Genomic DNA, 18,837 nt, shown 5'->3' with positions numbered 1-18,837 from the left:
TTCTCTGGCACGCCCGGGGCTACCCCGAACGTGTCCTGACAAGGTTACGCGCTGCCCGCTGCCTGCCGGATCAGGCTCGCCATCCTGGCCGACCCGTCGAGCACGCCGACCGACGCCGCACGGCGCGCCATCCCGGCCACGCCGGCGCGGTCGGCGAGGAGGGGCAGGAGTTCGGCACCCACCCAGACGGGGAGGAAGTCCGCGTCGTCGACGACGAGGCCGCCGCCGGCGCCGACCACGTCGGCCGTGTTGAATCGCTGCTCGCCGTTGCCCACCGGGTAGGGAACGTAGACGGCGGGGATGCCGAGAGCGCTGAGTTCGCTCACGGTCGCCGCCCCGGCCCGGGAGACCGCGAAGTCCGCCGCGGCGAGGGCGAGGTCCATCCGGTCGCAGTAGGAGATCATGTGGTAGTCCGGCAGGCCGGGGTCGGTGACCTCGGAGTTGCTGCCGGTGATGTGCAGCACCTGCCAGCCGGCGTCGATGACGGCTTCGGCCGATGCGACGAGGGTGGCGTTCAGCCGCCTGGCACCGAGCGAGCCCCCGGTCACGAGGAGCGTCGGGCGCTCGGCCGACAACCCGAAGAAGGCCTCGCCCACCGGGCGGGCGGCGACCCGGTCGAGCTGCTCGATCTCCCGGCGGAGCGGCATGCCCACGAAGGTGGCGTTCCGGATCGGCGTGTGGTGGAAGGCGACGCCGACGTGGCCGGTGTAGCGGGCGCCCAGCCGGTTGGCGAGCCCTGGCTTGGCGTTCGCCTCGTGGATGACGATGGGAACCCCGGCGCGGCGTGCGGCGAGGTAGGCGGGCGTCGACACGTATCCGCCGAAGCCCACCACGACGTCGATGCTGCGCGAGCGGATGACCTGCTCGACCTGGCGGACCGTGCGGTTGAATCGCGGCAGGAAGCTCACGGCCTGGCGGCCCGGCCGGCGCGGGAACGGCAGGCGCGGGATCACCAGGAGCTCATAGCCGCGCTCGGGCACCAGCCGGGATTCGAGGCCCTCGGCGGTGCCGAGGACCAGCACCGTCGCATCCTTCTCGCGCGCGGTGAGGTAGTCGGCCGTGGCGAGCAGCGGATTCACATGGCCGGCGGTCCCCCCGCCGGCGAGCAGGTAGGTGGTCACGACGCATCCGCCCTCGGGGTGTCGGCGGCCCGGCGGGGCTCGCGGGCGAACGACAGCACGATGCCGATCGCCACCAGCGTCGTGAGCAGCGCTGTGCCGCCGGCGGAGATGAGCGGGAGCGGAACGCCGAGCACGGGGAACACGCCGAGCACCACGGCGATGTTCACGAGCGCCTGCCCGATGATCCACACCATGACGCTCGCGGTCGTCACCTGAACCTGGACGCTCGCCGAGGACCGCAGGACGCGGATGAACGCGATCGCGAGGATGACGAAGAGCAGGAGCACGACGATGCAGCCGATGAGGCCCAGCTCCTCGCCGATGATGGCGAAGATGTAGTCGTTGTCGGCGGCGGGCAGCCAGGACCACTTCGCCTTGGAGTTGCCGAGGCCCACACCGAAGATGCCGCCGTTGGCCAATGCCCAGGTGCCGTGCAGCGGCTGCCAGCACGCCGCCGAGATGGTGCCGTCGATCTCGTCGCAGCCCGTGCCGAGGAAGCTCAGGATGCGGGTCATGCGGTTGGAGCTGGAGAGGGCCATGAGCCCGGCGCCGATGACGCCGATCGCGAGCGGGGCGGCGAGGAGCCGCAGCCGCACCCCGGCGAAGAACAGCGCGCCGAAGAGGATGCCGGCCATGATCATGACGGTGCCGAGGTCGCCGCCGATCATGACGAGCATGACCGAGCCACCGCCGACGCCGAAGACGGGGATGAACACGTGCCGCCAGTCCTCGAGCTTGTTCTGCTTGAGCGCGAGGATCATGCCGAGCCAGATGACGAGCGCCATCTTGATCATCTCCGACGGCTGGAACTGGAATCCGGCGATGGAGAGCCAGTTGGTGTTGCCGGCGACCTCGATGCCGAGCGGCGTGAACACCACGAGGCACTGCAGGAAGTCGGCGGCCAGCAACGCCGGCCAGGCGATGCGCTGCCAGAACGTCAGCGGCATCCGGCTGATCACGAGCATCAGCGGGACACCGAGGATGGCGAAGAATCCCTGCTTCAGGAGGCCTCCGAAGAAGCCCGCGTCCTCGAGGTAGGAGTCGACCGAGGACGACGACAGCACCATGACCAGCCCGAACACCACGAGGAACAGCGTCGTGCCGAGCAGCAGGAAGAAGTTCGCCGATTCGCTCGTGAAGACCTTGCCGAGGTTGATCCTGGCCGAGCCCACGGCGGCCGTCTCGTCGGCTCCGGTGGCGGATGCGGGGAGCTTAGGCGCCCCCACCCGAGGCGGACTCGTCGTCATCCGCCTCACCTCCCAAATAGTCCTGCACGGCTTCGGTGAACAACCGGCCGCGTTCCACGTAGCTCTCGAACTGGTCCATCGAGGCGGCCGCCGGTGCGAGCAACACGACGTCCCCGTCCAGGGCCACCTCCGCCGCGCGGCCGACGGCCTGCGGCATCACCTGTTCAGTGTCATCCGCGTCGATCTCGAATACCGGCAGCCCGGGCGCGTGTCGCGCGAATGCGTCACGCAATGCGGCCCGGTCGACGCCGATGATGACCACGGCGCGGAGGCGCCTGACGTGGGTGCGCACGAGGTCGTCGATGTCGACACCCTTGAGCAAGCCGCCCACCAGCCAGACGACGCTGTCGAACGCGCGGAGCGACGCGTCTGCGGCGTGCGGGTTGGTGGCCTTGGAATCGTCGATCCAGCGGATGCCGCGTGCGGCGCCGACCACCTGGATGCGGTGCGCGTCGAGGCTGAACTCGAGCAGGGCGGCACGGATGACGCGCGGTTCGACGCCGAACGAACGGGCGAGGGCGCTGGCGGCGAGGATGTTGGCGACGATGTGCGGGGCGGACAGCCCGACGGCGTGCAGTTCCTCGAGGGTGATGAGCTCGAGGGCCATGTCGCGGCGCTCATCCAGGAACGCGCGGTCGCAGAGGATCCCGTCGACCACGCCGAAGTCGCTGGGCCCCGGCGTACCGAGGCCGAAGCCGATCGCGCGGGCACCGTCCTGCACGTCGGCCTCCCGCACCATCTCCTCGGTCGCGGCATCCGCTTTGTTGTACACGCAGGCGATGCGGGTGTTGGCGTAGACGGTGGCCTTGGCGTCGCGGTAGGCCTTTGCCGAGCCGTGCCAGTCGATGTGGTCGTCGGCGAGATTGAGGCAGACGCTGGCCCAGGGCCGGAGCGAGCCGGGGCCGGTGCGCGGCAGGTGATGCAGCTGGTAGCTGGAGAGCTCGACGACGAGGACGTCCCAGCCCTGCGGGTCGCGGATGGCGTCGAGGACGGGGATGCCGATGTTGCCGCACGGCGCGACCCGCTTGCCGGCGGCGGCCAGCAGGGTGGCCGTGAGCTGCACGGTGGTGGTCTTGCCGTTGGTGCCCGTCACGAGCACCCACTCGGCCGGCTCCCCCACCTTGTCGCGGAGGCGCCAGGCGAGTTCCACGTCTCCCCACACCGGCACGTGTTCCGCGGCCGCCCACTGCAGCAGCGGGTGGTCGGGGTGGAAGCCCGGCGACACGATGACGAGCTCCGGGCGGTGGGCGCGAAGCTCATCGGGGATGCTGCGGAGGTCGCCCTGCACCAGGCGCGCGCCGATCACGTCGAGGAGCGTGGCGCGTTCGTCGGGGGCGTCTGCGGCGACGACGAGGACGTCGGCGCCGAGCTCGGTGAGGGTGTCGGCCGCGGCGAAGCCGGTGACGCCGAGCCCGAGGACGGCGACGCGCAGGCCCGTCCAGTCCGCGTGCCAGCTGGTGAGCGTATCGAGCCGTGTCATGGCCTGCTCGACAGCCACTCGAGGTAGAACGAACCGACGCCGGCGGCCACGAGCAGCCCGCCGATGATCCAGAACCGCACCACGACGGTCACCTCCGCCCAGCCCTTGAGCTCGAAATGATGATGGATGGGACTCATCAGGAAGATGCGCTTGCCGCGGGTGACCTTGAAGTACGCGCGCTGCACGATGACGGAGCCGGTCTCGATGACGAACAGGCCGCCGATGAGCACCAGGAGGAGCTCCGTGTGGCTGAGCACGGCGAGGGCCGCGAGTGCGCCGCCGATTCCGAGCGAGCCGGTGTCGCCGAGGAAGATCCGCGCCGGCGGGGTGTTCCACCAGAGGAACCCGATGAGACCGCCGACGATGGCGGCGGCCACGATCGCGAGGTCGAGCGGGTCGCGCACGTCGTACGCCCGGTACAGGTCCACCGGGTTCACTCCACCGGGCAGCGACTGGTTGTACTGCCAGAAGCCGATCACGACGAACGACCCGATCGCGAGGATCGATGAGCCGGTGGCGAGGCCGTCGAGGCCGTCGGTGACGTTGACGCCGTTGGACGTGCCCGTCACGATGAGGCAGATCCAGATGATGAACAGCACGCTGCCGACGACGGTGCCGAGGCGCATGAAGTCGAGCGGCAGGTCGCGGATGAACGAGATGTGCGTGGATGCGGGCGTCTGCCCGGCCTCGTTGGGGAACTGCAGCGACAGCCAGGCGAACCCGCCGGCGACGATGACCTGCCCGAGGACCTTCGCCCAGCCGCCGAGGCCGAGACTGCGCTGGTTGCGGGTCTTCAGGAAATCGTCGATGAAGCCGACGATGCCGAGTCCGACCATCATGAACAGCACGAGCAGCGGCGACGGCGGGATCGGTTCGTCGGCGATGAGCATGGCCGTGAAGTAGCTCACCACGGTGCCGAGGATGATGATGATGCCGCCCATGGTGGCGGTGCCGCGCTTGGCGTGGTGGCTCTCGGGTCCGTCGTCGCGGATGAACTGGCCCCAGCCGAGGCGGTGGAACAACCTGATGAACAGGGGTGTCAGGACCAGGGTGAAGACCAGCGACATGGCGCCGGCGATGAGGAGTGCTTTCACGAGAAGGACTCCCCCAGGCGGTCGCCGAGGGCCATCAGGCCCGCGGCGTTCGATGACTTGACGAGCACGATGTCGCCCGGGCGCGCGGTGGCGGTGACGAGCTCGAACGCCTCGTCGGCGGTGTCGACGTAGGCCGACTCGCCGTCCCACGATCCCTCGTTGATGGTGCTGATGTGCATGCGCCGGGCGCCGCGGCCGACCACGACGACCTGCGCGATGTTGAGGCGCACGGCGAGCAGCCCGATGCGGTCGTGTTCCTCGCCGGAGAACTCGCCGAGTTCGCTCATCTCGCCGAGAACGGCGATGGTGCGCTGGCCGGGGCGCGCGATCTGGGCGAGGGTCTTCAGCGCCGCCATCATCGAGTCGGGGCTGGCGTTGTAGGCGTCGTTGATGACGGTGACGCCGTCGGCTCGGCCGAGCACCTCCATGCGCCCGCGCTCGGCGGTCTGCACGGATTCGAGCGCGGAGACGATGTCGTCGATCGGCACGCCGAGCTCCTCGGCCGCGGCGGCCGCCGCGAGGGCGTTCATGACGTGGTGCTCGCCGAGCACGCGGAAGACGACGGGCCGGCTCTGCCCGGAGGCCAGGTGCAGCGTGAACCCGGTCCCGGCGGCGGAGACGGTCACGTCGGTGGCGCGCACGGCCGCGTCGGCGCCGTGGCCGAACCAGAGCACGCGGGCGCGGGTGTGTGCCGCCATGCCGGCGACGCGCGGGTCGTCGGCGTTCAGCACCGCGACATCCGTTGGCTCGAGGTCGGTGACCATCTCGGTCTTGGCCCGGACGGTGCCCTCGATGCCGCCGAATTCACCGGCGTGGGCCAGGCCGACCTTGAGCACGATGCCGATGTCGGGGCGGGCCATCCGCACCAGCCGGGCGATCTCCCCGATGCCGCTCGCGCCCATCTCGGCCACCAGGAACCGGGTGTCCTCGGTGAGCTGCAGCATGGTGACGGGAGCACCGACCTCGTTGTTGAACGAGGCGCGGGGCGCCACCGTGGGTCCGACCCGCTCGAGCACGGCCCGCAGCAGGTTCTTCGTCGTGGTCTTGCCGTTCGAGCCGGTGATGCCGACGACCTTCAGCCGGCCGAGCGCACGCACCCGGGCGACCACCAGGGTGGCGAGGGCGCCGAGAGCGGCGACAGCGTCGGACACCACGACCTGCGCGACGGGCAGGTCGAGCTCGCGTTCGACGATGAGCAGCGCTGCGCCCTGGTCGACCGCTGCGGGTGCGAACAGGTGGCCGTCGGTCACCTCGCCCGGCTTGGCCACGAAGATGCCGCCGGCTGTGATCTCACGCGAGTCGGTGGTCACCACGCCGTCGACGACGGATGCCGCGTCGCGGCCGCCGCCGGGCCGGAGCGAGCCGCCCGTGACGCCGGCGATCTCGGAGAGGGTCAGGGCGATCATGACAGCCACCCGGCTTCGCGCAGCGCCTGGCGGGAGTCCTCGCGGGCGGAGTAGGGGATCTTGACCCCCGCGACCTCGTGGTAGTCCTCGTGGCCGGGGCCGGCGTAGAGGATCACGTCGCCCTCCTTGGCGAGCGACAGCGCCATGCGGAACGCCGCGCGCGGGTCGGGCACCTCGTGGAACTCCCCGTCGGGGACCGCTTCCCGCGCCGCCGCCAGCAGGGTGGCGCGGATGGCCGCGGGGTCTTCGTAACGCGGGTGGAAGTCGGTGACGACCACCACGTCGGCTCCTCGGGCCGCGATGGCGCCCATGTCGGCGCGCTTGGTCGTGTCGCGGTCGCCGTCGGCGCCGAAGACCATGATCACGCGGCCCTCGGCGACCGCGCGGACGGCCTCCAGGGTGTTGAGGAAGGCGTCGGGGCTGTGCCCGTAGTCGATGTAGACGAGCGGGCCGTGCTCACCGGAGATCCGCTCGGCGCGGCCGGGCACATACGCCTGGATTCCGCCGTCGCGGTCGAGCGTGTGGGCGATGGCTTCGAGGTCGTAGCCGGACTCGACGAGCATGACGATCGCCAGCGCGGCGTTGGCGGCCATGTACCAGCCGAGCAGCGGCACCCGGGTCTGGAGCCGCTTGTTCTCCGGCCCCTCCAGGAGGAACTCGGTGTACGAGGCGCGCTCCTCCAGCACCGTCATGCGCCAGTCGGCCTCCTCGGTGGCGCGCGTGGTGAGGGTGGTGACCGGGATGCGGCATTCGTCGACGACGCGGCGCCCCCACGCGGAGTCGACGGTCACGACGCCGCGGCGGGAGCGATCGGGCTGGAACAGCTCGAGCTTGGAGCGGAAGTACTCGTCCATGTTCTCGTAGTCGTCGAGGTGGTCATGGCTGAGGTTGGTGAAGCCGGCGACGTCGAACACCAGCCCGTCGACGCGGTGCCGCGTGAGCGCCTGTGCAGACACCTCGATGCCGACCGCGCGCACCTCGGCTTCCCGCATGCGGGCCAGGAGGGCGTGGAGTTCGCTGGCCTCGGGGGTGGTCAGGGAGCTCGTGACGGCTTCGTCGCCGATGCGCCGCTCCGCCGTGGAGGTGAGGCCCGCGACGACGCCGAGCTGGCGGAGGATGGCGAAGAGCAGGTAGACGACGCTGGTCTTGCCGTTGGTGCCGGTGACGGCGAACAGGGTGGCGGCGAACTCGTCGGTGCGGTAGATCCAGGCGGCGACCGCGCCGAGTGCCGCGCGCGCGTCGGGGGTGACCAGCACGGGGAGGCCGCTCTCCGCGGCGAGCGTGGCGCCGGCGTCGTCGGTGAGCACGGCTACGGCTCCCGCCTCGGCGGCGGCGGCGGCGTAGGCGGCACCATGGCTGCGGCGGCCGGGCACGCCGACGTAGAGGTCGCCGGGCTGCACGGTCGCCGAGCTGAGGCTGACACCCGTCACCTCGAGGCCGTCGATGTCACCGCGCAGTTCGAGATCGAATTCCCGGGCCAGCTCGGACAGAGATCGAGGGACCGGATGCTGAGGACGGAGAGCCGAAGCCACCAAATCGGTCACAAATTCACTTTCTTTGGAGGAACACAGCCTCGCCAGGTAACAGCCTTACCAGGTGGCAGGGAGGACAGGCGCTGCTGTCCCCGAGGGAACTGCCCGGTACTTCTTCAACACCTGGCTCATGACCTTCTGGAAGATCGGAGCCGAGGCCGCAGACGAATTCATTTTAACAGGATCTGCGAGACTCACCGACACGACGAATTCCGGGTCGTCGGCCGGGGCGTAGCCCGACACCGAGACCAGGTAGCCGTGCGAGTAGCCGCCGTGGCCGTCGGGCATCTGTGCGGTACCGGTCTTCGAGGCCACCCGGTAGCCGGGGATCTTCCAGACGTCGCGGAGCCAGGCGTGGGCGTAGACGTTCTCCAGGATGTCGCTGGTCTGGTGGGCCGCCTCGGCGGAGATCACCCGGGTGCCCTTCGTCGACGGCACCTCGGTGAGCGTGCCGTCCGGGGCCCGGCAGCCCTCGACCAGCTGCACCGGCATCCGCACGCCGTCGTTGGCGATGGTCTGGTAGATGCTCGCGATCTGGATGGCCGTGGTGGTGAGGCCCTGGCCGAACGTGGTGGCGTACTTGGTCTGCGGGTCCCATTCCTTGTAAGGGTGCAGGATCCCCGGGTCCTCCGACGGGAAGCCGACCTCGGACTTCGAACCGACGCCGAACCGGGTCATGTAGTCGAAGCGCTGCTTGTCGGTGAGCTTCTCGCCGAACTTGGACATGCCGGTGTTGGAGGATTCGATGAGCACGCCGGTGAGGGTGAGGTTCTCGTTCTCATGCTCCTCGCTGTCGTTGATGTTCGCGCCGTTGGGCGGAAGGTAGCGATACGGGGCGACGACCTGGCTGCGGGGGGTGGCCGCGCCGGCGTCGATGACGGATGCCGCGGTCAGGGCCTTGAAGGTCGAGCCGGGTTCGAACGAGGCCGTGAACGCGCGCGATCCGCGGTCCTCCGCGTCGGCCGCTCCCACGTTGTTCGGGTCGACGGTCGGATAGTCGGCGACGGCCAGCAGCTTGCCGGTCTTCGCCTCCTGCACGACGACCGTTCCCCACGCGGCCCCGGTCGCCTGCGCCTGGGTGGCCAGCGTCTCCTGCACGTACCACTGCAGGTCCGAGTCGATGGTCGTGAGAACGTCCCCGCCGTCCTCGGCCGGCTTCGTCGTGACGCTGCTGCCCGGGATGGGAACGCCGTCGCCGCCGCGCTCGTACACCGCCGTACCGTTCTCACCGGCGAGGCAGGCGTCCTGCCCGAGTTCGAGGCCCGCCTGCGCCTTGCCCGAGGAGGACACGAATCCGACGAGGTTGCCGGCGACGGCCCCGTTCGGGTACACGCGGCTCGGGTGCGCCTTGAAGTACAGCCAGGGCACGGCGAGCTTGTCGAGGGCCCGGAAGGCGTCGACGTCGACCTGCTTCGCGACGAACGCGAAGTCGGACTCCGGGTTGTCGGCGAGGGCATCGGAGATGATGGCGAGCACCTGCGCCTGGCTCTGCCCGACGATCGCGCCGATCTCGGCCGCGGCCTCTGGCACGGTGACGGTGGTCTCCGTGCCGTTCACGGTGCGCTTCCACGGAGCCGCGTTCTTGGGCGAGAGGGTCACGTCGTAGCGCATGACGGCGCCCGCCAGCATGCTGCCGTCGGCGGCGAGGATATCGCCGCGGGAGCCGTAGAGGGTGTCTTCGACCGAGCGGTTGCCGAGCGACTGGGCGTTGAGGGTGTCGGCGCGCACGACCTGGATGTCGACGAGCTTGACCACGAACAGCGCGATGATGAGCACGAGCGTGCTGATGGTGACGGCGATGCGGCGCCTGCCCGACCGGCCGCGCGGGCCGGCGTGCCCGGAGGTCGCCGTGCTGCCTGTGGGGTGGTGCGACACGTGGATCCTTACCTGGCGGCTACCGCCTGACTATCGTGTGGTGGGCGACGGCAGTCCGTCCTCCGCGCCGGCCGCTGCTGGTGCTACGGGAGAAGCTACCGAAGTCTTCGCGGTCCCGGCCGCGGCCACGCCGGTGCTCGCGGCATCCGCTGCGCGCTGGGCGGCGGTGACGAGCGGGGCGCCGGCCAGCAGCGAGTTCGGCACGAGGGCCGTGGAGCCGTCTTCCTCGGCGGCGGCGGGGGCGCCGAGGACCGCGCCGTCGGAGAGCCGCAGGTACACCGGGTTCGCGTTGGTGACCATGCCGAGCGCGGCGGCGTTGGCGGCGAGGCTCTGCGGGGAGGACAGGCGAACCAGGTCCTCGTTGATGCTGGCGGCGGTGCGCCCGAGCTCGACCTTCTGGGACGCGAGGGTCGAGAGGGTGTACGCGCCCTGCGAGATGCCCACGCTCAGCAGCAGCTGGGCGACCACGATGGCACCGATGCCCGCGACCGCGGTGACGGCGTACATGACCTTCGGGCGCGCGCGGCGCTGCTGTCGGGAGGTGACGATTTCGATGTGGCGGCGCTCGGGCTCGGCGGGTGCGGCGTCCCCCAGCCAGCTCGGCCTCATCACGCGTGCGAGATTGTCGCTCATTCTGCCCTCCTGAGTCGTTCTGCCGCACGGAGCCGCACGGGGGTGGCGCGCGGGTTGCGCGATTTCTCTTCGTCACTGGCCAGTTCCGCGCCCCGCACCAGCAGCCTGAACAGCGGGCGGTGCTCGGGCAGCTCCACCGGAAGCCCGGCGGGAGCCGAGGAGCCCGACGCGGCGGCGAGCATCCGCTTGACGATGCGGTCTTCGAGCGACTGGTAGGCCATCACGACGATCCGGCCGCCGACCGCGACAGCGTCGAGTGCGGCGGGGATCGCTTCCTCCAGCACGGCCAGTTCCTGGTTCACCTCGATGCGCAGCGCCTGGAACACCCGTTTGGCGGGGTGGCCGGCGCGCTGCACGGCGACGGGGGTGGCGGCGGTGATGATCTCGACGAGGCGTCCGGAGCGCACCAGCCGCTCCGTTTCACGGGCGGCGACGATAGCGCGGGCGTAGCGGGCGGCCAGCTTCTCCTCGCCGTAGTCGCGGAAGATGCGCCGGAGGTCGTGTTCGCTGTAGTCGGCGAGGATCTGCTCGGCGGTGAGCTCGGACGTGTCGTCCATGCGCATGTCGAGTGGCGCGTCCTTCGAGTACGAGAAGCCGCGCTCGACCCGGTCGAGCTGGAGCGACGAGACGCCGAGGTCGAAGAGCACACCCTGGACCTCGTCGATGCCGAGCTGGGCGAGCGCGTCGTCGATGCCGTTGTAGACGGTGTGCACGAAGTGCACGCGGCCGGCGAAGGGCTTCAGCCGTTCGCGGGCGATGGCGAGTGCCTCGAGGTCGCGGTCGAGGCCAACGAGGGTGAGGTCGGGGAAGCGCTCGAGGAACGCCTCGGCGTGGCCGGCCATGCCGAGGGTGGCGTCGACGAGGACGGCGCCGGGCTTCTCGACCGCGGGGGCGAGCAGCTCGAGGCAACGCTCGAGGAGCACCGGGGTGTGGATGTCATTGTGGTTCATGGTGACGGGCCTGGCCCTGTTTCCTGATCCCCATCCATTCGACCTGGCACCGGGGAAGTGCGCCAGGGCTCTGAACGGCTGGGAGTCAGGCGACAGGGACTAGAAGAGTCCCGGGATCACCTCCTCGGCGGTGTTGGCGAATGCGGTCTCCTGCTCGGCCAGGTAGGCCTCCCAGGCTTCGCTGTCCCAGATCTCCACGCGGCTGCCCGCGCCGATGACCGTGAGCTCGCGGTCGAGGCCGGCGTATTCGCGGAGGTTGGCGGGGATGGTGACCCGGTTCTGCTTGTCGGGGGTCTCCGACGAGGCACCGGAGAGCAGCACGCGAAGGTAGTCCCGGCCCTGCTTGCTCGTGATCGGCGCCTGCCGGATCTTCTCGTGCATCTCTTCGAACTCCCGATTGCCGAACACGTAGATGCAGCGTTCCTGGCCGCGTGTCATCACGACGCCCGTGGAGAGTTCGTCGCGGAACTTCGCCGGAAGGATGATGCGCCCCTTCTCGTCGAGCTTGGGGGCATAGGTCCCGAGGAACATGCACGCCCCCTTTCGCTCCACGCGGCTGAATTCTGCTCCACTTTACTCCACTATGCACCACCGGAGCCCGAAAAGAGCCGTTTTCGCGAGAAAATACTGGGCAATTGCCTTGAAAAGACGCGGCAGTCGCTGGTGGAGGGAATCGGAGGGGTCGCGGAGTGCCCCGCGGGAGCCGTTCCGGCGCCCGAGAAGGCGCATTCTCCGCACCTCACGGGCCCCACGCCCCGCCTCGCCGGCCATCCGCTGTCACGGGCGGGCATGCGCGGGCATGAAAAAAGGGCCGATCCGAAGATCAACCCTTTTCTGGTGGAGGAAGGTGGAGGGTCTAGTGCTGCTCGTCCTGGCGACGGTCCCAGCGGTCGTTCAACCGGTCCATGAAACCCTGCTTCGTTCCGGAGCGACCGGCACGCGACTTCGACACGGTGCGGATCGTCTTGGCGGGACTCAACGCAATGAGCACGCCCCCGAACATCACCACGAAACCGAGGATGCCGAGCCACAGCTGTTGCAGTGCGACGCCGGCGATCAAGGCGGCGATGCCGACGACTGCGACCAGAACGCCCACGGCGATCGAGCGGTAGTTGGGTCGCAAGCGCGTGGCGCCCACCGTCGCCACGAAATCGGCGTCATTGTGATAGAGACTGCGCTCCATCTCATCGAGGAGTCGCTGCTCCTGCTCCGAAAGTGGCATCTCATTCCCTCCATTACGGGATCGAGCAGATCACATCTGATTCTAGTCCTGCTGCCATAGCTAGGCTAGGCGCGTGGCTGAAAGCACTCCCCTGGTGGACCTGGTTCGTTCCCGCATCGACGAGTTCCTCACCGCACGCGAACCAATTCTCGCCGCGATCGGCTCCGACCTTGTCCCCCTGTCAGAGTTCTCTCGGCAGTTTCTCAGCGGTGGCAAACGGTTCCGCGCGCAGTTCTGCTACTGGGGAGCGCGCAGCATCGCCGAGCAGGAGGGCGACGCGCTGGCCGCCACCGTCTCCTGTGCCACGGCGCTCGAGGTGTTCCATGCCGCCGCCCTCGTCCACGACGACATCATCGACAACTCAGACACCCGCCGAGGCGGCGCATCCGCGCACCGGCTCTTCGAGGGCATCCACGAGGCGAGCGGATGGGCCGGGAACGGCCCCGAATACGGGCGCGCCGCCGGTATCCTGCTCGGCGACCTGCTGCTCGGCTGGAGTGACGAGCTCCTCGACGAAGGACTGGACCGGCTCGCCGACCGGGCGTCGGCACGGCGCACGCGGACGCTGTTCAACGCGATGCGCACCGAGGTGACCGCGGGCCAGTACCTCGACATCCTGGAAGAGCGTGCCTGGCTGGTGCAGCCGGAATCGGAGCTGTTCGGGCGGGCGCTCCGCGTCATCACGTTCAAATCGGCGAAGTACAGCGTGCAGGCGCCGCTCGTGATCGGTGCGGCCCTCTCCGGCGCCGACAGCGAGCAGCTCGAGGCGCTCCGCCGGTTCGGGCTGCCGCTCGGCATCGCCTACCAGCTCCGCGACGACGTTCTCGGTGTCTTCGGCGACAGCGAGGTGACCGGCAAGCCGAGCGGCGACGACATCCGCGAGGGAAAGCGAACGGTCCTCGTCGCACTCGCCCGGCAGGGACTGGACCAGGCCGAACGGACGCAGCTCGACGCAGGCCTCGGCGACCCCGGACTCAGCGACGCGCAGATCGCCGCGTTGCAGCAGCTCATCCGCCGAAGCGGCGCGGTCGACCAGGTCGAGGGGATGATCTCCGATTACGTCGCCGAGGCGCTGTCGGCGATCACGGATGCCCCGCTGCTGGCGGATGCGCGCACGGAGCTACGCGACCTCGCCGTGACGGTGACCCGCCGCACAGCCTGAGGGCCGCTTAGGCCAGGGCCTGGGCGACGCGACGCACCTCGGTCTTGCGCCCGGCGCGCAGGGCGTCGATCGGGGCGACCCCGAGCACGTCGTCGACCTCGAGCAGCCAGCGCATCGCCTCGTCATCGGTGAAGCCGTCGTCGCCGAGCACGAAGACCGTGCCACGCAGTTCGCCGAGCGGCTCGGCGCCGTCGAGGAAGATCTCGGGCACCGCGAGCACGCCGTTTCGGCGTACCGCGAGGAGGTGCTTGTCTTCGATGAGGCGTCGCACCCGGCCCTGGGAGATGCCGAGGCGCTCAACGAGGTCGGGAATGGTCAGCCACTGATGCTCATCAAACGCGTCGGTCACGGCATTAAGAGTGCCATGCCGGAGGGGTTCAGCAAAACACCCGGGGCGAATCGATGCGCCTCCGGGCCGGTCGGGAGGGTTCGGGTTAGGCTGTGCCCGAACCCGAGTCCGTCCACGAACTCACAGGGACTGCTCATGTCACCCTCCGAATCGTCCGCCACCAGCCCCGCCGCCGACACGGAAGCGGGCTCCCCTCGCCCGGCGCGTGGCACCTCCCGCCGCCGACGGATGGCGCTCGCCCTGCCGCTGGCGCTCGTGAGCGCGGTCGCCATGGTGCTGCACCCGGCCGCTCCCGCGGAGGCACAGGCCGCGACGAAGAAGCCGGCGAAGGCCAAGGACCAGTCCGGCCGGGGCGCGCTCACGAAGCGCGCGGCGCAGAGCGCACCCGCCCCACACACGTACACCGTTGTCGAGGGCGACACCGTCGCCGACGTGGCGGCCCGCTTCGGCCTGCCGACGGCATCCGTTCTCGCGATGAACGGCCTGGGCTGGTCGACGCTGATCTTCCCCGGCCAGACGCTGGTGCTCGCCGACGCGGCCCCCGAACCCGTCGCGGCGCCGGCGGCGGCCGGTGCGGGCGTCACGCACACGGTCGCCTCCGGCGATACCGTGAGCGGCATCGCCGACGCCTACGGCGTCTCGACCGCCGCCGTGCTGGCCGCCAACGGACTGGACGAGTCGAGCACGATCTTCCCGGGCCAGTCGATCATCGTGCCGGACGGCGTGACGGCCGCGGCCGAATCCGCGGCGCCGCTGCCCTCGTCGGTTCCCGCCGAGGCCCTGACCGACGAGATGCGCGAGAACGCCCGCACCATCATCGCGGTCGGCCGGGAGGTCGGGGCCGACGACGCGGCGCTCGTGGTGGCGCTGGCCACGGCCGCCCAGGAGTCGGGGCTGCTGAACCTTGACCACGGCGACCGCGACTCGCTCGGACTGTTCCAGCAGCGACCCTCGACCGGGTGGGGATCACCCGACCAGGTCATGGACGCGACGTATGCCACCCGCGCCTTCTTCCAGGGCGCCGGCCGCCCGGGCACGAAAACCACCAGGGGCCTCTTCGACATCGACGGCTGGGAATCGATGAGCGTCAACGACGCCGCCCAGGCGGTGCAGATCTCGGCCTTCCCGAACCACTACGCCAAGTGGGAGGCCTCGGCGAGACGCTGGCTGGAGGAACTGGGTTAGGCCGCATGCATCCCGACTTGGTCACGAAACCGGGCAATCAGAGTGTTGGGTCCGCTGTGGGCCGCCGCGATCCTTAGACTCTACGGGTGACTGAGAGCTCCACCGATGCGATGATCGGCCGTCTGATCGACGGCCGTTATCAGGTGCGCTCCCGCATCGCGCGCGGCGGCATGGCCACCGTGTACCTGGCCACCGACCTCCGGTTGGAACGCCGGGTCGCGATCAAGGTCATGCACGGTCACCTCGCCGACGACCAGGCGTTCAAGAGCCGTTTCGTGCAGGAGGCCCGGTCGGCCGCCCGGCTCGCGCACCCCAACGTCGTCAACGTCTTCGACCAGGGCCAGGACGCCGACATGGCGTACCTCGTGATGGAGTACCTGCCGGGCATCACCCTGCGTGACCTGCTGAAGGACTACGGCAAGCTCACGCCGGAGCAGGCCGTCGACATCCTCGAGGCCATACTGAGCGGCCTCGCCGCGGCGCACCGGGCCGGCATCGTGCACCGCGACCTCAAGCCCGAGAACGTGCTGCTGGCCGACGACGGCCGCATCAAGCTCGGCGACTTCGGTCTCGCCCGCGCGGCGAGCAACAACACGGCGACCGGGCAGGCGCTCCTCGGCACCATCGCCTACCTCTCCCCCGAGTTGATCACCAGGGGCATCGCGGATGCGCGCAGCGACATCTACGCCCTCGGCATCATGTTGTTCGAGATGCTCACCGGCGACCACCCCTACGTGGGCGATGCGCCGATGCAGATCGCCTACCAGCACGCCAACGACACCGTGCCGCCGCCGAGCAGCCGGGTTCCGTCGACGCCGCACGAGCTCGACGAGCTCGTGCGGTGGGCGACGGCACGCGATCCCGAAGACCGCCCGCGCGACGCCGGCGTGATGCTGCAGCGGCTGCGCGAGGTCGAATCCGGCGCGCGCGGCACGGGTGCGAACGGCCTGGCGCACACCATGGTGTTGCCGTCGGGACTCGGCCAGCCCACGGCATCCGTCGACGCCGACGCCGCCACCCAGGTGTTCGGACTGGCACCGGCCGCCCTGGTGCCCTCCGATACGGCGGAGCAGCCCGATCTCCCGGAGAGCAGCGTGCTCCTGGCCGCCCGCTCGCGCCGGCGCCGGCGCTCGGGGTACTGGCTGATCGCCCTCATCCTGCTTGTGACGGCCGCGATCGGCGGGGCCGGCTGGTATTTCGGCAGCGGCCCCGGCTCGGAGGTGCTGGTGCCGAAACTGGCCTCGCTCACCCTCGACCAGGCCAGTGCCCGGCTCACCGAGCAGGGTCTCACCGCGAAAGCGGGCAAGGCGTTCAGCAGCACGGTCGAAAAGGGGCACGTGGTCGACACGGAGCCGGGGCCGGGCGCTCACGTGCCCAAGGGCAGCGCCGTCACCCTGAACATCTCGCAGGGACCGCAGCCGATCACGCTGCCGAAGCTCGCGGGGTTGAGCGTCGACGCGGCGAAGAAGGCCATCGTCGCCTCCCACGCGCAGGTCGGGAGCATGCAGACCCAGTTCAGCGACGACGCCGACAAGAACGTCGTGCTCGCCGCGTACCGCGCCAGCGACGACAGCGAGATCTCCGGCGGCGGCAGCTACTTCATCGACCTCAAGATCAACTTGCTGGTGTCGCTCGGCGCCGTGCCCGACGTGACCGGTGAGACCGTCGACGACGCGATTTCGATCCTCGACGATGTGAAGCTGAAGGCGCAGTCGGGCGACGAACAGTACGACGCCGAGATCCCGGCGGGCAGCGTCATCTCCGCCCACCACCTCGAGGACGGCGCGGTGCACGAGGGCGACACCTTCGTGCTCACGGTCTCGAAGGGTCCGGAGCCCGTGGAGGTGCCGAACGTCGTTGGCCTGCCCTGGAACGACGGCAAGAAGAAGCTGACGGACCTCGGGTTCACGCTCACCTACAACCCCGGCGCCGACGCGGTCGCGCCGCTGCTCAAGGTGCAGTCGCAGGACCCCGCCGCCGGCACGCTCGCGCCGCCGGGCAGCACGGTGTCGCTGACTCCGTCGTTCTGACCCGCCGCCCGAGTTTCCCGCAGCCAGCACGGCCGCGCACGGTCGATGCGGCGCAGGCGGGCCTAGCGGGCGGCGAGCTCCCCGGCCACGAGGAACGCGAGCTCCAGTGACTGCATGTGGTTCAGGCGCGGGTCGCACAGCGACTCGTACCGGGTCGCGAGGGTGGCCTCGTCGATGTGCTCCGAGCCGCCCAGGCACTCGGTCACGTCGTCGCCGGTGAGCTCGACATGGATGCCGCCGGGGTGCGTTCCCGCCGCCCGGTGCGCTTCGAAGAAGCCCTTGACCTCGTCGACCACGTCATCGAACCGGCGCGTCTTGTATCCGGTCGGAGTGGTCAGCCCGTTGCCGTGCATGGGGTCGGTGACCCACAGCGGCTGCGCGTCGCTGCCCTTGATCGCTTCCAGGAGCGGGGGCAGGGCGTCGCGGATCTTGCCGGCGCCCATGCGGGTGATGAACGTGAGCCGGCCCGGCTCGCGGTGCGGGTCGAGCGCGTCGACCAGCCGAAGCATGTCGTCGGTGCTCGTGGTCGGGCCGAGCTTCACACCGATCGGGTTGCGCACGCGCGACAGGAAGTCGACGTGGGCCCCGTCGAGGTCCCGGGTGCGCTCCCCGATCCAGATGAAGTGCGCCGACGTGTTGTACGGCGTGCCGGTGCGCGAGTCGATGCGGGTCATCGGCCGCTCGTAGTCCATGAGGAGGCCCTCATGGCTGGTGTAGAACTCGGTGCGCTTCATGGCGTCGAAGTCGGCGCCGCAGGCGATCATGAACTTGATCGCGCGGTCGATCTCCTTGGCGAGCTTCTCGTAGCGCTGGTTCGCCGGGTTTGCCGCGAAGCCCTGGTTCCAGCTGTGCACCTGCCGCAGGTCGGCGAACCCGCCCTGCGTGAAGGCGCGGATGAGGTTCAGGGTCGACGCCGCCGTGTGGTACCCCTTCACCAGGCGCGACGGATCGGCCTGCCGGGAGTCGGGGGTGAAGTCGTAGCCGTTCACGATGTCGCCGCGGTACGCGGGGAGCGTGACGTCGCCGCGGGTCTCGAAATCGCTGGACCTGGGCTTGGCGAACTGCCCCGCCATCCGCCCCATCTTGACCACGGGCATGGACGCGCCGTAGGTGAGCACGACGGCCATCTGCAGCACGGTCTTCACGCGGGCGCGGATCTGGTCGGCCGTGGCCCCCGCGAAGGTCTCGGCGCAGTCGCCGCCCTGCAGGAGGAACGCCTCACCGCGGGCCGCCTGGGCGAGCCGGTTGCGCAGGATGTCGACCTCGCCGGCGAAGACGAGCGGCGGCAGGGCCGACAGTTCAGCGGATGCGGCGGCCACGGCATCCGTGTCGGTCCAGTCGGGCTGCTGCTTGATAGGAAGGGTGCGCCAATAGTCCAGGCCGGCAATCACAGACTCGTCTGCGGCCACGACTGGTTCGGTGGGGTCTACCACTGGGCTTCTTCCTGTTTGTCACTATCCGGGGCGCGCGAAGGCCGCGCGGGAGCCGGGCGGCCGGGTGCCGCCGGGCGAGCGCCGATGCTCGGCAGGTGTCGGTGTTCTCGTGTCGGTG

At 69.9% G+C, this 18,837-nt stretch carries 16 protein-coding genes; 3 read left to right on the top strand and 13 right to left on the bottom strand.

What is annotated here, in order from left to right; genetic code table 11:
- Window positions 1-44: 44 nt before the first annotated feature.
- The 11 genes from EEJ31_RS09665 to EEJ31_RS09615 all read right to left on the bottom strand — a co-directional run bounded on the left by EEJ31_RS09665 (window position 45) and on the right by EEJ31_RS09615 (window position 12,560).
- Window positions 45-1,121: a UDP-N-acetylglucosamine--N-acetylmuramyl-(pentapeptide) pyrophosphoryl-undecaprenol N-acetylglucosamine transferase gene (locus EEJ31_RS09665; protein WP_123046096.1), complete on the bottom strand. Its 1,077-nt coding sequence runs from the start codon at window positions 1,119-1,121 to the stop codon at window positions 45-47.
- The gene (gene ftsW / locus EEJ31_RS09660; RefSeq protein WP_123046095.1) at window positions 1,118-2,368 is read right to left on the bottom strand and encodes a putative lipid II flippase FtsW; all 1,251 of its coding nucleotides are present in this window, start codon (window positions 2,366-2,368) and stop codon (window positions 1,118-1,120) included. Before ftsW ends, EEJ31_RS09665 begins: the two co-directional genes overlap by 4 nt.
- On the bottom strand, window positions 2,334-3,848 hold the full coding sequence (gene murD / locus EEJ31_RS09655; protein WP_123046126.1) for a UDP-N-acetylmuramoyl-L-alanine--D-glutamate ligase: 1,515 nt from the start codon (window positions 3,846-3,848) through the stop codon (window positions 2,334-2,336). The genes ftsW and murD overlap by 35 nt, the downstream gene beginning before the upstream one ends.
- Complete coding sequence (gene mraY / locus EEJ31_RS09650) at window positions 3,845-4,942, bottom strand: phospho-N-acetylmuramoyl-pentapeptide-transferase (RefSeq protein ID WP_123046094.1); 1,098 nt, start codon at window positions 4,940-4,942, stop codon at window positions 3,845-3,847. The genes murD and mraY overlap by 4 nt, the downstream gene beginning before the upstream one ends.
- Window positions 4,939-6,348, bottom strand: a complete 1,410-nt coding sequence (locus tag EEJ31_RS09645) for a UDP-N-acetylmuramoyl-tripeptide--D-alanyl-D-alanine ligase (RefSeq protein ID WP_123046093.1) — start codon at window positions 6,346-6,348, stop codon at window positions 4,939-4,941. Before EEJ31_RS09645 ends, mraY begins: the two co-directional genes overlap by 4 nt.
- Window positions 6,345-7,892, bottom strand: a complete 1,548-nt coding sequence (locus EEJ31_RS09640) for a Mur ligase family protein (protein ID WP_123046092.1) — start codon at window positions 7,890-7,892, stop codon at window positions 6,345-6,347. Before EEJ31_RS09640 ends, EEJ31_RS09645 begins: the two co-directional genes overlap by 4 nt.
- Before the next feature lie 45 nt (window positions 7,893-7,937).
- Complete coding sequence (locus EEJ31_RS09635) at window positions 7,938-9,755, bottom strand: peptidoglycan D,D-transpeptidase FtsI family protein (protein WP_233563834.1); 1,818 nt, start codon at window positions 9,753-9,755, stop codon at window positions 7,938-7,940.
- Window positions 9,756-9,785: 30 nt separating this feature from the next.
- Window positions 9,786-10,388, bottom strand: a complete 603-nt coding sequence (locus tag EEJ31_RS09630) for a hypothetical protein (RefSeq protein ID WP_123046091.1) — start codon at window positions 10,386-10,388, stop codon at window positions 9,786-9,788.
- Window positions 10,385-11,338, bottom strand: a complete 954-nt coding sequence (gene rsmH, locus EEJ31_RS09625) for a 16S rRNA (cytosine(1402)-N(4))-methyltransferase RsmH (RefSeq protein ID WP_123046090.1) — start codon at window positions 11,336-11,338, stop codon at window positions 10,385-10,387. Before rsmH ends, EEJ31_RS09630 begins: the two co-directional genes overlap by 4 nt.
- Window positions 11,339-11,437: 99 nt before the next feature.
- Window positions 11,438-11,869, bottom strand: coding sequence for a division/cell wall cluster transcriptional repressor MraZ (gene mraZ / locus EEJ31_RS09620; protein ID WP_123046089.1), 432 nt, complete (start codon window positions 11,867-11,869; stop codon window positions 11,438-11,440).
- Window positions 11,870-12,194: 325 nt separating this feature from the next.
- Window positions 12,195-12,560, bottom strand: coding sequence for a DUF3040 domain-containing protein (locus tag EEJ31_RS09615; RefSeq protein WP_123046088.1), 366 nt, complete (start codon window positions 12,558-12,560; stop codon window positions 12,195-12,197).
- A gap of 73 nt (window positions 12,561-12,633) precedes the next feature.
- Here EEJ31_RS09615 and EEJ31_RS09610 point away from each other — a divergent pair, with 73 nt between their 5' ends.
- Window positions 12,634-13,722 carry a polyprenyl synthetase family protein gene (locus EEJ31_RS09610; RefSeq protein ID WP_123046087.1) on the top strand — a complete coding sequence of 363 codons (1,089 nt, stop codon included), beginning with the start codon at window positions 12,634-12,636 and terminating at the stop codon, window positions 13,720-13,722.
- Window positions 13,723-13,729: 7 nt separating this feature from the next.
- On the opposite strand, the gene EEJ31_RS09605 is transcribed toward EEJ31_RS09610, so the two are convergent.
- A complete protein-coding gene (locus tag EEJ31_RS09605) occupies window positions 13,730-14,071 on the bottom strand; it encodes an Rv2175c family DNA-binding protein (protein ID WP_123046086.1) in 342 nt (113 codons plus the stop codon).
- Between the two features lie 135 nt (window positions 14,072-14,206).
- On the opposite strand from EEJ31_RS09605, the gene EEJ31_RS09600 reads away from it, so the two are divergent.
- Both EEJ31_RS09600 and pknB read left to right on the top strand, forming a co-directional pair.
- Window positions 14,207-15,256, top strand: coding sequence for a LysM peptidoglycan-binding domain-containing protein (locus tag EEJ31_RS09600; protein ID WP_233563833.1), 1,050 nt, complete (start codon window positions 14,207-14,209; stop codon window positions 15,254-15,256).
- Between the two features lie 86 nt (window positions 15,257-15,342).
- On the top strand, window positions 15,343-17,286 hold the full coding sequence (gene pknB, locus EEJ31_RS09595; protein ID WP_123046084.1) for a Stk1 family PASTA domain-containing Ser/Thr kinase: 1,944 nt from the start codon (window positions 15,343-15,345) through the stop codon (window positions 17,284-17,286).
- Between the two features lie 62 nt (window positions 17,287-17,348).
- Here pknB and EEJ31_RS09590 read toward each other — a convergent pair whose 3' ends face one another.
- On the bottom strand, window positions 17,349-18,719 hold the full coding sequence (locus EEJ31_RS09590) for a class II 3-deoxy-7-phosphoheptulonate synthase (protein ID WP_407643231.1): 1,371 nt from the start codon (window positions 18,717-18,719) through the stop codon (window positions 17,349-17,351).
- Between the last annotated feature and the right edge of the window lie 118 nt (window positions 18,720-18,837).

This window comes from Cryobacterium tepidiphilum (assembly GCF_003716325.1).
Lineage (GTDB): Bacteria > Actinomycetota > Actinomycetes > Actinomycetales > Microbacteriaceae > Cryobacterium > Cryobacterium tepidiphilum.
This window is presented reverse-complemented; position numbering and strand designations above follow the sequence as displayed.